Raw genomic sequence first — 15,491 nt, forward strand, 5'->3', positions numbered from 1 at the left:
GCCCTTCTGTTATACAATCGAGGCTATGCCGTTGCGTTCGATGCGACGAGACTGCTCATGCAGCTGATTCATCTTGACCGTGTGTATCGATTTCTGGGCGATGTCAGGCTTGACAACGCTGTGACGCTGCATGAGGTCAAGCGGTTGCCCCCAAACCGGCTGGGCTGGCTGGCGATCGTCTTTGACCTGCTGGGGGGAATCGAGTTCATCTTCACGCTGCCGGGCTTTTGGGTGCCGTTTGTACACTGGTTGTGGCGGATACCAACGATTCTGGTCAGTGCCGGCAGCGTCAGCCGCGAGCTGGAAGATCAAACCTGGAACACCCTGCGCGCCACCACGCTCACCGTCCGCGAAATTATCATGGCGAAATTCGCGGCTATCATCCGCTATATGGAACCTCATTTCATGCTGGTTATCTATGTGCGGTCGATGCCGGTCATCATCTTTGGCGTGTCGTGGGTGGTCAGTACGCTGACGGTGTTGCCGGCGCGCGGATTCGAGTACTGGGTGTCTACGTCGCTGGCTTTTCTGGCAGCGGGGGGATACTTGGTGGTGTCGCCAGTGCTGGACGTGGCGTTTGACGGCGCGCTGGGACTGCTGGTGTCAACCTTCAATGCGCGTCGCTCCACTGCGCTGATCGTCGCCGTGCTGATCCGACTCGTTGGCTTTCTGATTCCCATGATGCTGATTGTGCCTCTTTCCTATGGCCTGTTTGACAGCCTTGGCCGGCTGGATGTCATCCGGTTACGGGCCATCGCTGTGATGAGTACATTCGGCCCCAGTTATGCCTTTCTCTGGGGAATTGAGCGCTGGCTCAGTATCGCGATCGTGGTGGTCTACACGTTGGTACGGCTGGGGGCGATCCGACTGATGCTGAGGCTGGCGGTAGATCGCGCCGAGAAGATCGAGGTGTGATCTTGGTGAGTTCGGGCACCAGGCCACAGAAGGAGCGGCAGCCCAGATCATCCTTTGAAAATGGGTTGACAACATCCAATTTATACGTTATGATAGCGGATGATACCCTCCCCCATGGGGAGGGGGGTGAGGGATACTTCGATGGATGACAGGGTACGCGCTGATGCCATTCAGCGGCTCAAGAGCACTGCTGGCCACGTCAACGGCATCATCCGCATGCTGGAAGAGGATCGCTACTGCGTGGATGTGATCAAACAGATCCAGGCGGTACAGGCAGCCCTGAATCGGGTCAACGAATCGCTTCTGGATAGCCATCTGCGCACCTGTGTGACGACGGCAATTCAGGGCGATGATCCTGCCGAGCGTGAGCGTGTCCTCAGTGAGATCACTGAAGTATTCCGCCACACCAACAAATCGTCCTCCTGATTGCAGAAAGGGTTGTCTCATGCAGAGCAAAACCTTCTCCGTCCCGAACATTTCATGCGGGCATTGCGTGATGACCATCAAGAACGAAGTCAGCGAACTGGCCGGTGTTAGCCGGGTGGAAGCTGACCAGCGGACGAAGATGGTCAGCATTGAATGGGACGCACCGGCGACCTGGGAGCAGATCAAGGCGCGGCTGATTGAGATCAATTACCCGCCCGCCGAAGCCAACTAATCGGCGTGGCGAGTTGAGTTCTGCAGGCTGAAATCAAATGGGGGCGGGTCAGTCTGCTCCCATTTTGTTTTCTGAAACGATCGAGGTGCTGGAACATGGGCGATAAAACGTTGACCTTGCCGGTTACCGGGATGACCTGCGCCAATTGTGTGACTACTGTTGAGCGCAGTGTAGGGAAGCTGGAGGGGGTCAAGGAAGTCACCGCCAATTTTGCCACTGATCGGGTGACGCTGGTCTATGACGACAGCCTGGTCAAACCGGAGGCTGTGATCGAACGCATCCGCAAGGCTGGTTACGATGTCCCTCAGGAGACGATCGAGCTGCCGATTACCGGCATGACCTGCGCGAATTGTGCTCTGACGGTTGGCCGCGCCCTGAGGAAAGTGGAAGGTGTCCTTGAGGCGGATGTGAATTTTGCCAGTGAACGGGCACTGGTGAAGGTTGCTGCCGGTGTGTCGCGGGAAGCGCTGGTGGCGGCGGTTGAAAAGGCGGGCTATGGCGTGGTGCTGGCTGCTGAGGAAGATACGCTGGAAGATGCGGAGCAGGCTGCGCGGGAAGCGGAAATACGCCATCAGGAACGTCGTTTGCTTGTCGGGGCGATCTTCACCCTGCCGCTCTTTGTACTGAGCATGGGGCGTGACCTGGGCATTTTCGGCCACTGGGCGCATGCTGACTGGGTGAACTACCTGTTCTGGGCACTGGCTACACCGGTGCAGTTCTATGTTGGCCGGGACTACTATGTAGGCGCTTACAAAGCGCTGCGCAACGGCGCGGCCAACATGGATGTGCTGGTGGCACTGGGTTCCAGCGTGGCTTACCTGTACGGAATCCCGATCACGCTCGGTCTCCTGGATGGTCATGTCTACTTTGAGACAGCTGCGGCGATCATCACGCTGATTGTCGCCGGGAAGCTGCTGGAAGTGCGAGCTAAGGGACGTACCAGTGCCGCGATCAAGAAATTGATGGGTCTGCGCGCCAAGACGGCACGGGTTATCCGCGAAGGGGTAGAGGTCGATATCCCGGTCGCGCAGGTGCGTGTCGGGGATGAGGTGATTGTGCGCCCCGGCGAGAAAATCCCGGTTGATGGTATTGTGCTGGAGGGGCACAGTGCTGTCGACGAAAGCATGATCACCGGCGAAAGCCTGCCGGTAGATAAGCGGCCGGGGATGGAGGTCATCGGCGCGACGATCAACAAGCAGGGTCTCCTGCGGTTTAGGGCTTCCCGCGTGGGGCGCGAGACGGCCCTGGCTCAGATCATCCGTCTGGTGGAACAGGCGCAGGGTAGCAAGGCGCCCATCCAGAAAATCGCCGATCAGGTGGCAGCGGTGTTTGTGCCGGTGGTGGTGGTCATTGCGGTTGCTGTGTTCTTCATCTGGCTGGCCGCGACGGGGGACTTCACTGTAGCGCTGGTGCGGTTGATTGCGGTGCTGGTAATCGCCTGTCCCTGCGCCATGGGGCTGGCTACGCCGACGGCGATCATGGTGGGTATGGGCAAAGGGGCCGAGGCTGGCATTCTGTTCAAGAACAGCGAGGCGCTGGAACGCGCGCACAGGCTGACGGCCGTTGTCCTGGACAAGACGGGCACCCTAACACGCGGTGAGCCGGGCGTCACAGACATCGTCCTCCCTGAGCAAGCCGCCCTGAGTGAGGCGGAATTGCTCGCCCTGGCGGCCAGCGCCGAGCGCGGCAGCGAACATCCGCTGGGGCAGGCCATCGTTGGTGCCGCCCGCGCCAGAGAGTTGACTTTGGCTGATCCGCAGGATTTCGAGGCGGTGACCGGCCAGGGCGTCCGCGCTCGGGTAGACGGGCGACAGGTACTGGTGGGCAATCTGGCGCTGATGCAGGCCAACAGCGTACGCCTGGATGGGTTGGAGGTCACCGCTGAACGGTTGCAGGGTGAGGCCAAGACGGCGATGTGGCTGGCGGTTGATGGGCAGGCGCGCGGGCTGATTGCCGTAGCAGATACCATCAAAGAGACCTCTGCCGCCGCGGTGCAGCGTATGCATGCGCTGGGCCTGACAGTGGTGATGATGACCGGGGACAACCGGGCAACGGCTGAGGCTATTGCCCGAACACTGGGCATTGACCGTGTTTTTGCCGAGGTCAAGCCTGGCGACAAGGCGGCCTATGTACGCAAGCTCCAGGAAGAGGGCTACTTCGTGGGTATGGTGGGCGATGGCATCAACGATGCTCCGGCGCTGGCTCAGGCCGATGTCGGTATCGCCATTGGCACCGGCACCGACGTGGCCATGGAAGCCGCCGATGTGACGTTGATGAGCGGCGATTTGCTCGGTGTGGCCCGGGCCATTGACCTGAGCAAAGCCACCATGCGCACGATCAAGCAGAATCTGTTCTGGGCATTTGGCTACAACACGGTGTTGATCCCGGTAGCGGCGGGAATCCTGGCGCCGTTTAGCTGGGCACCGCCTTTGCTGCAGCAGCTCCATCCGATTCTGGCAGCGCTGGCGATGGCTTTCAGCAGCGTGTCGGTGGTCACGAACAGCCTGCGGCTGCGCGGTAAGCGACTGGTCTGAGCAACAGAGCGTGTAGGCCCGGCTGGCAATCAATACGGGTGATTGCCAGCCGGACCATGGTTTTGTTGTTGCTTGTGCTTTACATCGTATTAGGCTTATGCTATAGTATCAGTGCCGGCGAAAAACATACGATAAAATCCGTGGATCGTCCCCGTGGCGATCCCTTCGTTTTGGTGATGAACAATGGTGCACAGCCCAGGCTGTGTTTTGTGTGCTTATTTGCGTGTTCGGTGAGGATTAACGATGACAGAACAACCAACCTATCTGACAGCGGCTGGTCTTAAGGAACTGGAAGAAAGACTGGAATATCTGCGGACGGTGCGTCGGGCGGAAGTGGCGGAACGGTTGCGCCTGGCGATGGAAGAGGGTGGCGAACTGGTTGAAAACGCCGAGTACGAGGATGCCAAAAACGAGCAGGCCTTTGTAGAAGGCGAGATCATGCGTCTGGAGCGCATCCTCAGCAATGTCGAAGTCATCGAGTCCGATGGCCGCAAAGACATTGTCGGCCTGGGGGATCGGGTTACCGTCCAGGAGATTGGTGCCGCCAAGCCAGAAGTCTATTACATGGTTGGCGCAGCGGAGGCTAACCCGTTGGAAGGGCGCATTTCCTACAAGAGTCCGCTCGGCCAGGCGCTGATGGGCAAAAAGGTTGGCGAGAAGGTGACTGTCAAAGCTCCTGATGGGGAGATCGTGTTTGAGATCAAGGCCATCGAATAGCGCCTGCTCTCTTTGTGAGGCAAGGCGGTCTGTCTGCGCTGGTGTGGACAGGCCGCTTTTTGTGCCGGGCACGGTGGAATGGGCGCCTGGACTGCCACCGGGCAGTACTCGTAGTGGCCGATGGGCTTGCCGAAATGGAATCCCGACGCTTTTGTTGCCATGCGTGTATGCACGACCGACCATGTTGAAGGAGAGGTCTCACGAGTGATGTCCTGGGAACCGAACAATGTAGAGCGTGACCGGCTGGAAAAGCTGGCTCGTCTGACAGAACTGGGGGTTGAGGCTTATCCGCCGCGGGTAGAACGCACCCATACCGCCGCGCAAGCTATCGCTGCTTTTGAAGCTGTTGAGGATGACCCGGAGGCGGCGGAAAGCATTGAGGTCACTGTCTGCGGGCGCGTGCGACGAATCAATATCAAGGGCAAGGTGGCATTCTGGCATATTGAGGATGGCAGCGGGCGTGTGCAGCTGATGATCCGGCTGGATAATGTCGGGGAAGCCACCTATGCGCTGGTTCAGGATAAGCTCATCGAACTAGACGATTTTGTTCAGGCTCGCGGGGTTATGATGCGCACGCGCAGCGGCGAGGTTAGCGTGCAGGTGTACGAACTGCGGCTATTGGCCAAGGCGGTCAGCCCCCTGCCGGTCATCAAAGAGAAGGTCAAGGAAGATGGCACGATCAGCCGGTTCGGGGAATTCAGCGACAAAGAGACCCGCTATCGCCAACGTTACGCCGATCTGGCGGTCAATCCAGAAGTGCGTGAGGTCTTCCGCAAGCGCGCGCGAATGATCAGCGCGTTGCGGAGGTTCCTGGATGACGAGGGCTTTTTGGAGGTGGAGACGCCGATTCTGCAGCCGATCTATGGCGGGGCGGCGGCCCGGCCATTCGTTACGCACCATAACCAGCTTGATCAGGACCTCTACCTGCGCATCAGCTTCGAGTTATATCTCAAACGGCTGTTGGTCGGCATGTACGACGCTGTGTACGAGATAGGCCGTGACTTCCGCAACGAAGGGGTGAGCTTCAAGCACAACCCGGAGTTCACCCAGATCGAGTTTTACAAGGCCTATATCGATTACTACGGGGTGATGGATCTCACGGAGCGGTTGCTGGCCTTTGTCGTGCAACAGGTCACCGGTGACACCGTGATCACCTACCAGGACCACCGGATCGATTTCAGGCCGCCCTGGAAGCGCCTGACGTTGCATGAGGCGATCCTGGCTACCACGGGGATCGACTACAAACAGCACCCCGATGCGGCTTCTCTGCGCGCCGCTATGCGCCAGCGCGGATACCAGGCACGCGATGACGCGACCTGGGGCAAGCTCGTCGACAGCCTGCTGGGCGAGGTTGAGCCGACGTTGATCCAGCCGACGTTCATCCTGGACTATCCCCGCGATATCTCCCCTTTCGCCAAGATGTTGCCCGGCGATCCGTCCCATGTGGAACGGTTTGAGTTCTTTATCGGTGGGATGGAGATGGGGAACGCCTTTACCGAACTCAACGATCCGCAGGATCAGGAAGCGCGCTTTCTGGAGATGGGCCGGTTGTATGCCGACGATCAGGATGAAGCGACGCCGCTGGACGAAGATTATCTGCGTGCTATGCGCTACGGCATGCCGCCATGTGGTGGCTGGGGCATGGGCGTAGACCGGCTGGCTATGCTGCTTACCGACCAGCGCAGCATCCGGGATGTGTTGTTGTTTCCGCACATGCGGGATGAAGAAGGGTAGGCGGTGCTGGCAAGGCCGGGAGTTCCTCCCCGGCCTTTTTATTTTGGACAGGCGCTCCAAGAGGACAGGGATCATCCCGGCAGTGAGCGTAGCCGCGGAAAAGTAGCGATTCGATCGCGTTCCTTTGTAGAATAAGCTAAGCGTCCGCAAGCGAGTTTCGGAGCGAGGTCGATCATGGAAGTATTCCGCCCGGAAAGCGAACACGCAGAAGGACTGAATTCAGATCGCCACACTCGTCGAGGACGGGCGCGCCAGCGTTACATGGCCCGCCAGTCCCGCCGCGGACAAGCGCGGGTGCTTCCCCAGCGCCCGCTGAGGGTTGAGGCAGGAGGAGGGAGCATCTTCTCTCGTCTTGCCGACGGTGCGGCGCTGGTTGCAGACGCTGTACAGGACCGGGTGCGGCGGCTCTCCTGGCGCTCTCTGCGCGGCCAGGGGCTGGTGATTGTGCCGGTTCTGATCGGGCTGGTCCTGCTGTTTACCACCCTGTCGGCGTATTCTTCTGGAAAGGTCGTGGCTGGCGTATCCGTCGGTGGGATTTCGCTGGCCGGCATGACGGAGCAGGAGGCCGCCGAGGCGCTTAAGCGGGCCTGGCGGGATGTGCAATTGACCCTCCGGGAAGGTGAGCGCAGCTGGTCAGTGCGGGCCAGCGAACTGGGCTTCAGGCTGGATACTGCTGCCTCAGCACATCGTGCTGTGACCTATGGACGGGAGCAGGGTGGTCTGGGGGCGATGATCAGCGCGGCGATTACGGGCGTCAATCTTGGCCCGATTATTGATCTGGATCTCGCTGTAGCCCGCGATGCGCTGATCCGGATTGCCGGTCAGGCGAATGTACCGGCCAGGAATGCAACGGTTCGGCTGCAGGGCGTGGTGGTGACTCATATCCCGGCCCAGCCGGGTAGCCGGCTGAATATAGGCGAGTTGCTGCCCATGCTGGCGTCCGATCCGGCGGGGATTGTGGCGAGGGGCACGATCGATCTACCGATGAATCCAGTTCCCCCTCTGATTGTTGATGCTACGCCGCTGGTCGAATACGCCCAGGCCCTGCTTGAGCGTGATCTGGTGCTTGAGGCGTACGATCCCGTTGCGGATGAGTCGCGCCGCTATTCGATACCGCCGGAGGAATGGGGCAAGTGGCTGGATACACAGCTGATCTATCATGAGACCGGGCCACGCTTGTACCTGTCTGTGGCAGCGGCGCCGGTACGCGCCTTTCTGGAACAGCAGGCTCAGGCTTTGCCCGATCCGCTGACCCTTGATCTTGGCGATGGCGTCCGTGCGATTCAACAGGCAGTGGCCGATGGTTCGCTCAATACCTGGGTGACGGTGCGCTATGAACCTTACATCTATACTGTTGGCCGAGGGGAGACGGCATACGGTATCTCACGTACAACCGGTATTCCTTTCTACCTGATCGAGCAGGCCAACCCGGATCGCGATCTTTCCGAGCTGTATGTTGGCGATACAATCGTCATCCCCTCGCGTGATAGCCTGTTACCGCTGCGGCCTGTGCGGAATAAGCGAATTGTGGTCGATTTGAGCGACCAGTACCTGTGGGCGTTTGAAAACGGCCAGGTGGTGTATGAGTGGCCGATCTCCAGTGGTATCGCCTCCGCACCGACTGCCACAGGCGTGTTCCAGATTCTGAGTCATGCGGAGGCTGCCCGTGGCAGTAGCTACACGCTGTGCGATGCCAATACGTGCGGGCAGTGGGTGATGAGCTGGTTCATGGGTATCTACGAAGCGGTGCCCGGTTTGATGAACGGCTTCCATGGCGCTGTTGAGCTGCCTAACGGGCGTTACCTGGGTGACGGGCAGGTTGGGCGTCCCTTCACATTTGGCTGCATCATGTCCCAGGACGATAACGCCTATAAGCTCTATACCTGGGCTGAGGAAGGGGTGATCGTCGAAATCCGGCAGTGAGTCACTGGCGGCAATAAACGCTGGCTGAACGGCGGCAGTTGGCTCATTGCATGAGCCGATAAGGTACGGTTTTCCGCCCCTGGCTATTCGTCAGCCGGGGGCGGAGCATCTTCTTCCGCGAGGGTAGCCAGGAAGTGCCGATCAGCATCGTCCAGGCTGGCGGTCAGCAGTAGATCAGGACGGCGCTGCCAGGTACGACGCAAGCCATGTTCGCGTCGCCAGCGGGTAATGCGGGCGTGGTGGCCGTTGATGAGCACGTCCGGCACCTTTAGCCCCCGGAATTCCGGCGGACGGGTGTAGTGTGGGCCTTCCAGAATGCCGGTTGCGTGGCTGTCCTGCTCAGCGGCCTGCGGCGCGCCCAGCGCACCCGGGATCAGCCGGGTGAGGACGTCAATCAGCACCATGGCTGGCAGTTCGCCACCGGTGAGTACGTAATCCCCAATGCTCAATTCATCGCTGACGACCAGTTCGCGCACACGCTCATCTACCCCTTCGTAATGCCCGCAGATGAGCGCCAGGCGCGGATGGGTAGCCAGTTCACGGGCGATCGCCTGAGTCAGGACACGCCCCTGCGGGGAAAGCAGAATCACCGGCACCTGCCTCAGATTGCTCCCCAGCACGCTTTCCACAGCAATCACAACCGGCTCGGCCTTCATCACCATACCGCCTCCGCCGCCGTATGGAGTATCATCAGTGATATGGTGCTTATCGGTGGTGTAATCACGGATGTTGTGCAGGGCAACGGTCAGCAATCCGTTATCCTGAGCGCGTTTGAGGATGCTCTCGGAGAGCGGCCCGTGGAACATAGCAGGGAATAATGTGAAGACATCGATGTGCACGGTCTGCCCGCTTTCTGTTGATCCTTAAAGTGCCACACCATTATAGCGGTCTTTGCTTGGTGTAGAATACTCAGCGTTTTCTCACCGATTGAAGTACTCAGGTGGTTATAATCGCAGATATGAAAGGTCGGAATATGCCAGCAGACTGGGAATTACTGGGCGGCATTCGGGCGGCAGTGCTGGATATGGATGGCGTCCTGTGGCGCGGGAACGCCGCCTTGCCTGGCCTCGTTGAGCTGTTTGAGTTCTTTGATCAGGCGGGAATATCGTATATTCTGGCGACCAACAATAGCACCACCACCGTCAATGCTTACGTGGAAAAGCTGCGGCGATTTGGTGTAACTGTGCGGCCGGAGAGCATCGTGACTTCCGCGGTGGCGACGGCCGATTACCTGCGCCTGCACTACGGCGACGGGGTGCGAGTACATGTTGTGGGGGAGGCCGGCCTGATCCAGACACTGGCTGAGGCCGGGTATTCGAGCGTGGCGGCTGATGCCAATGTAGTCGTCGTCGGGCTTGATCGGGAAGTCACTTACGAGAAGTTGCGGCGAGCTTCAACGATGATTCGGAACGGGGCGCGGTTCATCGGGACCAACGCCGATCGCACATTCCCGATGCCGGATGGGCTGGTGCCTGGCGCGGGTAGCCTGCTGGCGTTTCTGCAGGCCTGCACTGACCAGCAACCCCTGGTGATCGGTAAGCCGGAGGCGACTATGTTCGCTATGGCCCTGACCCGACTGGGAACGCGACCGGACCAGACATTGATGGTTGGCGATCGGGTGGATACCGATGTTGTGGGCGCCAGGCAAGCAGGTTTGCTGACCGCACTGGTACTGAGCGGCGTCACGTCGGCTGATATGCTAGCCAGCAGCCCGGCCCAGCCTGATCTATTGTTTGATGATATTGCAGCATTACGGCAGGCCTGGCAGTCTGTTCGGGGGAAGTCGGCGCCGGTCTAAGTGTGGGTGGGAATGTGAATGAGGTCTGGGTATGGTAAGACGGTGGTGTCACTGGTGCGGGGCAGCATTCCTGATGTGGTTAGTTGGCGTAGCCGGGGCATGGATACCGGTCAGCGGTCAGGGTGCCATCCAGATAGTGCGCAAAGATACAGCGATCAGGTATCCTCATTCGGTGACCTTCCGTTTGTCCGCCGCTTCATCAGCTGCACCAATCACCGAGGCACGGCTCTACTGGCAGGCCGGCCCGCAGGATGTTTTCAATGTCCGGTTTGTTGCCTTCAGCCCGGCGTACTCGGTCAGTCTGGAGGTGCCTCTGAGCACGCAGTTGCTCAGCCTGCCGCCTTTCGCCCGGATCACCTACCGCTGGCAGATTCGTGATGGCCAGGGGAATACGGTGGTGACCGAGAATGAGACCTTTGAATACGCCGATAACCGAAAGAACTGGCAGGAGACTGCCAATGAACGGCTTCGCATGCTGTGGTATGGTCTTGACGACGCCCTCGTAGCGGAGTTATTTGCGGTGGCTGACCAATCATACCAGCAGCTAGCCGCTGACTTTGGTGTGACACTAGAGCGCCACCCGCTTGTCCTGCTCTACCCTGATCGGCAGGCGTTCGAGGAATTCCAGGATCTGATGAGCAACGTGGAGTTCGTGGTCGGGCGCTACTTTCCCGGCCATAACATCATTGCCTGTCTGGTTACGCCTGATTTGCCGCGCGAACTCCTGATGGATACGCTGGCGCATGAGCTTTCCCATCTCTACAGTGATAACTACTACGTGGGGTACACACGGTTGCCACTGTGGCTGGAGGAAGGACTCTCGACGTACCACGAATCTGCCGACCTGAGTGATGAACTGGCGCTGGTACAACGGGCAGCTGCACAGCAAAGGCTGGTGCCATTCATTGAGTTGCCGGTTGCTATTCGGGCGAACAACATCCACACGGCCAATCTGGCTTACGCTGAAGGCGCGACGGTCTTCGCCTTCATTCACGAAATGTGGGGGCAGGAATCGGTTGTTGACTTCCTGGGTGCATTCCGACGCACCACGCACGTCGATACGGCCATGCGTGATGTCTTTGGGCTGGGAATGGCTGATTTTGAGATGGCGTGGCGGGCCTGGCTGGGCTATCCGGTCGAGCAGGTGCCTCAGGCCGTGCCTACGCCTACACTTATCCCTCTCCTTCTTCCTACGCCAACCTACCTGCCGCCGGGTGGCAATTGATGTGGTTGGCTGTCATCTTTGTTGGGGTGTCATATGTGTACCTGGAAGTGTGGTGTCTGGGGTGTCTGCCGCGATAACAGGCAGAGGGTAGTTGCTGCTGGTGTGCTAGTGCTGGCCGCAGTACTGCTGTTGGGCGGTCAATTTGTGGGAGCGCAGGGCGGGGGGCACACTCTGGCCGAACCGGTGGCGCCGCTGCCAGCCATGGTGCAGGGTAGCGCGGCGTGGACGATCGGCGAGCCAGCGTTTGAAGGGGAGTTCCCGGAGGGCATGCGTTTCAGCATCGCGGCCAGCAGCAGCGCGGGACGCATCACCAGCGCCCGTGTGGTATGGTCTCATGCGCCGGGAAACAACACACGGCGGAGCCGGGGAGCTTCCTATGAGGAAACGAGCGGACGTTGGGTGGCTGTCTGGCCTCATGATCGGGGCGATGTTCCCCCCTGGGTGCTGGTGCGTTACCACTGGGAGCTGACTGACGAACTGGGCAACCGGTATATCAGCGCCGAACGCGATGAGATCTATGCTGATGCTGACAACGCAGCACGATGGCATTCGGCTGAGAGTGAAGACGTGGTGGTGTACTGGATCGATCTGCCGGCTGAATTCGGCCAACAGACGATCCAGGCTATGGCCGAAAGGCGTGAGTTCTTCCACCAGGCTTGGGGAGGGCCGCTGCCCTACCGGCCCCGCGTAATCCTGTATGGGCCGACGGCATTGCCTGAATATGAACAGGCTCTTGGCCGCCCGGCCCGGATCGGCGCTGGGATCACAACCGGTACAACCAGCGAAGACTGGGGTGGAACCATCCAGTATGCTCGCCTGGCTGATTCGGCGTATGGCATGGGCTATGGCACAGTGCTGCACGAGATCGCCCATCTGTACCAGGGCGAGTATGCTCACCTGCCGGTAGACTGGTTTGTGGAGGGTAACGCGGAGTTCTTCAGCGTAGCGCGGGACATTGACTACCGGGAATGGGGGCGGCAGCGCCTGTTGAGCGGCGATCCGCTGTCCTTTGCTCACGGGTTTTCCATTCGCGGCCGCACCTTCCGGGATGGCTACCAGCTTGGCGCTACGGTCTTTGAGTATCTGGTAGCTACCTATGGACTGGATGCACACCGCCGAGTATGGGAGCTTATTGGCAGGAATGTGCCAGCCCTGCAGGCCATTGAACAGGTGACTGGCGTGACCATCGCGCAATTCGAGCGAGACTGGCGTTCCTGGATGGGTGTGGATACCCCGCCGCCAACACTGGCGCCGTCCCCAACCCCGCCATTTGACATCTATACCCTGCCAACGCCTACCTTTGTGGCACCTGGTTCCTAGCGGTGTGGAAGTCCGGTCTGGCGACAGTACAGCGGTTTCAGGATTGGCCGATCTGGCAAAGCTTGGTTTACAATCAAGAAAGCACCCGGTAATCAGGGGGGCCATAACGGTGATTCGACGAATCTTGCTGGTTGGTCTGCTGGCGATGATCGCGCTTCCGGCGGTGTCTTTTGCGGGCGTGAGGGCGCAGGAGGATACCGGCCCTGGCATTATGAGCCTGCGGGTGGAAGTCCTTTTTCCGGCAGTGGTACGTTTCTTCGTGAGTCTTGAGCAGGGTGCTGCAGCGCCACAGACTGCGTTGCTGACGTTGATGCAGGAAGGTCGCACCCTGTTTGTCGATCAGGTTGATCTTGTTGTTCACTCCGAAGAGACTGCCACGACATGGCGCTATGACTGGCCTATACCGCCGGAGGGCGCGCCAAAGCTATTTGTACCGGTGTCTTACCGCTGGACTCTGGCTGATGCTGCAGGCGTTCAGCAGGAAGCCGAAGGTGAGTTCCTGTTTGCGCCGGGGTCGGCTGACTTCCGGCATGGCGGCGAGCCTCCTTTGTCATTCAGTGTTGTGGACAGCAGCCTGAACCTCCGGATGGCCAGGCAGGCTGTGCTACCGGCGTATGCGCTGATGAGCACGCAAACGGCCCTTGAACCGGCGTTTCGGTGGGCCGTGTTGCCTTCGGGCTTCGCTTTCTGCGTCTCTATCATTGATGCAAACGGCAATCCTGCCTCGGTTGTGCTGGCTCCAGCGCCGAAAGAGGAACCAGCGGCTTATCCGTGTCGTGAGGAGGATGCTGAGCGATTGTTTGCCGAGAGCGGGTATCAGATTCTGCGGCGTCGGACAGTCGGTCTATTGCCCTTTGAGAACGAACTGGTTGACGCCATGTTTGAGGCGTTCTACGGACAATACTGGGCGGAGCGGGATGTGCCATCCTGGTTCCGCGCAGGATTGCGCCAGTACCTGCATGTGAACCCAGACCCGCTGGCAATCCGCTATTTGCAGGTTGAAGGGCGGGCTGACCGGTTGTTCAATGCGGCGCAGATGCAATCTGAGCCAGTTGAGGCGGATCGCCAGTTGTGGGAGGCGCAGGCGTACAGCCTGGTGCTGTATCTCGCCGATCGCTACGGGGCGGAGGCGCCGCTGACACTGGCGCGTGGCGTGATCGAAGGCGGTTGGGCGCAGGGATTCAGTGAGCTGGTCGGCGGCGACCTGGAGGCACTCATGGCCGGCTGGGAGCGCTGGCTGTACACCGACGCTGCAGCGCGGGCCGGAGGCTGGACATTGTACATGCCCGCTACGGCTACGCCGACCCCGACCCGGACGGTCACCCCTGTTCCGCTGACAGCCATACCTCCAGCGAGCGTTACAATGCTGCCCACCTTAGCCACGACTCTCACGCCGACCGGCGTGATGACCCATGACGTTATGCCGGTCCTGACAACAGCGCCGGCTGTGTCGACCGCCACCAACACGCCGCGACCTCCGGGAAGTCTCACGCAGCCGTCACCAGTTGACTCTGAGCCGGGTGGGGGGATCTGCCCGGCTGCCCTACCAGCGTTACTCATGCCTGCCGCAGGACTGGCAGCCGTTCAATGCCGGAAGAAATTGCCATGATCCAGCTTTACGATCTCACGCTAGATGAACTCACTGCGCTGGTCACCGGATGGGGACAGCCAGCCTACCGGGCACGCCAGATCTGGCAGTGGCTGTATGTGCAGAAGGTCACTGACATTCAGGACATGCGCAACCTGCCCGCCGATCTGAGGGCGCAACTGGCGGAGGAAACACGGCTTAACGCCCTTGAGGTAGCGCGGGAGCTGTACTCGACAGACGGCCAAACAGTCAAGTGGCTCTTTCGCCTGCCGGACGGCCAGTTGATCGAAAGCGTCCTGATGGGTTATGCGGATGGGAGACGGACAGCGTGCATCAGCACTCAGGCTGGCTGCGCGATGGGTTGTGTCTTCTGTGCGACCGGACAGATGGGTTTTGCCCGCCATCTCTCCTCAGGGGAGATTGTGGAGCAAGCGGTCTTCCTGGCAAGGTGGCTGGAGGGGCGCGGCGAACGGCTGAGCAATGTGGTGTTGATGGGCATGGGAGAACCCCTGCATAACTACGAGCAGGTCCTGGCGGCGATCCGGCGGCTGAACGCGCCGGAAGGGCTTGGTATCGGTCAGCGTCATATTACGCTCAGCACTGTTGGACTGGTGCCACAGATCCGTCGTTTTGCGGACGAGAATCTTCAGGTGAAACTGGCCATCAGTCTGCATGCAGCGACAGACGAAGAACGATCGGCATTGTTGCCGGTCAACAGTCGCTGGCCGCTGCGTGAACTGCTTGACGCCTGCCGGTACTATATTGAAAAGACGGGCCGGCGGGTTACCTTCGAGTGGGCACTGATCGCAGGGCAAAATGACGTGCCGGAACAGGCCCATGCACTTGGTTCGCTGCTGCAGGGGCTGTTATGTCACGTCAATCTGATCCCCCTCAACCCGACTGGCGGCTATAGCGGGCAACCTTCTGATCCCGATCGTGTGGCCGCCTTCCAGGCGATTCTGGCCACGTATGGCGTCAGGAACACCGTGCGTGTGCGGCGGGGAATCGACATCAATGCTGGATGCGGGCAGTTGAAAGCGGAGGTCATCCGTTCCAGGGATGTTCGCTGAGGAGGCTGG

Annotated in this window: 13 protein-coding genes; 12 read left to right on the forward strand and 1 reads right to left on the reverse strand. The window is 59.8% G+C overall.

The genetic code is table 11. From position 1 onward, the window contains the following. Positions 1-57: 57 nt before the first annotated feature. From HPY64_00430 to HPY64_00460, 7 genes are all read left to right on the forward strand, one after another. On the forward strand, positions 58-915 hold the full coding sequence (locus HPY64_00430) for a hypothetical protein (protein NPV65590.1): 858 nt from the start codon (positions 58-60) through the stop codon (positions 913-915). A gap of 141 nt (positions 916-1,056) precedes the next feature. Continuing rightward, the gene (locus tag HPY64_00435) at positions 1,057-1,341 is read left to right on the forward strand and encodes a metal-sensitive transcriptional regulator (protein ID NPV65591.1); all 285 of its coding nucleotides are present in this window, start codon (positions 1,057-1,059) and stop codon (positions 1,339-1,341) included. 19 nt (positions 1,342-1,360) lie between these two features. After that, on the forward strand, positions 1,361-1,573 hold the full coding sequence (locus HPY64_00440; protein NPV65592.1) for a heavy-metal-associated domain-containing protein: 213 nt from the start codon (positions 1,361-1,363) through the stop codon (positions 1,571-1,573). Positions 1,574-1,668: 95 nt separating this feature from the next. Further along, positions 1,669-4,107: a copper-translocating P-type ATPase gene (locus tag HPY64_00445; GenBank protein ID NPV65593.1), complete on the forward strand. Its 2,439-nt coding sequence runs from the start codon at positions 1,669-1,671 to the stop codon at positions 4,105-4,107. A gap of 243 nt (positions 4,108-4,350) precedes the next feature. Further along, the gene (gene greA, locus HPY64_00450; GenBank protein NPV65594.1) at positions 4,351-4,824 is read left to right on the forward strand and encodes a transcription elongation factor GreA; all 474 of its coding nucleotides are present in this window, start codon (positions 4,351-4,353) and stop codon (positions 4,822-4,824) included. 207 nt (positions 4,825-5,031) lie between these two features. Beyond that, positions 5,032-6,558, forward strand: a complete 1,527-nt coding sequence (gene lysS, locus HPY64_00455) for a lysine--tRNA ligase (protein ID NPV65595.1) — start codon at positions 5,032-5,034, stop codon at positions 6,556-6,558. A 174-nt stretch (positions 6,559-6,732) separates the two neighbouring features. Then, on the forward strand, positions 6,733-8,481 hold the full coding sequence (locus tag HPY64_00460) for a L,D-transpeptidase family protein (protein NPV65596.1): 1,749 nt from the start codon (positions 6,733-6,735) through the stop codon (positions 8,479-8,481). A gap of 83 nt (positions 8,482-8,564) precedes the next feature. On the opposite strand, the gene trmD is transcribed toward HPY64_00460, so the two are convergent. Continuing rightward, complete coding sequence (gene trmD, locus HPY64_00465) at positions 8,565-9,320, reverse strand: tRNA (guanosine(37)-N1)-methyltransferase TrmD (protein ID NPV65597.1); 756 nt, start codon at positions 9,318-9,320, stop codon at positions 8,565-8,567. A gap of 134 nt (positions 9,321-9,454) precedes the next feature. Between trmD and HPY64_00470 the strand changes: the two genes are divergently transcribed. The 5 genes from HPY64_00470 (at position 9,455) to rlmN (ending at position 15,482) form a co-directional block, all read left to right on the forward strand. Continuing rightward, complete coding sequence (locus tag HPY64_00470) at positions 9,455-10,279, forward strand: HAD-IIA family hydrolase (GenBank protein NPV65598.1); 825 nt, start codon at positions 9,455-9,457, stop codon at positions 10,277-10,279. A gap of 31 nt (positions 10,280-10,310) precedes the next feature. Further along, the gene (locus HPY64_00475) at positions 10,311-11,504 is read left to right on the forward strand and encodes a hypothetical protein (GenBank protein ID NPV65599.1); all 1,194 of its coding nucleotides are present in this window, start codon (positions 10,311-10,313) and stop codon (positions 11,502-11,504) included. 102 nt (positions 11,505-11,606) lie between these two features. Next, positions 11,607-12,824 carry a hypothetical protein gene (locus HPY64_00480; protein ID NPV65600.1) on the forward strand — a complete coding sequence of 406 codons (1,218 nt, stop codon included), beginning with the start codon at positions 11,607-11,609 and terminating at the stop codon, positions 12,822-12,824. 109 nt (positions 12,825-12,933) lie between these two features. Further along, positions 12,934-14,433, forward strand: a complete 1,500-nt coding sequence (locus HPY64_00485) for a hypothetical protein (protein NPV65601.1) — start codon at positions 12,934-12,936, stop codon at positions 14,431-14,433. After that, positions 14,412-15,482, forward strand: coding sequence for a 23S rRNA (adenine(2503)-C(2))-methyltransferase RlmN (gene rlmN, locus HPY64_00490; GenBank protein NPV65602.1), 1,071 nt, complete (start codon positions 14,412-14,414; stop codon positions 15,480-15,482). The genes HPY64_00485 and rlmN overlap by 22 nt, the downstream gene beginning before the upstream one ends. The last annotated feature ends 9 nt before the right edge of the window (positions 15,483-15,491 follow it).

It is taken from the genome of Anaerolineae bacterium, assembly GCA_013178165.1.
GTDB lineage: Bacteria > Chloroflexota > Anaerolineae > Aggregatilineales > Ch27 > Ch27.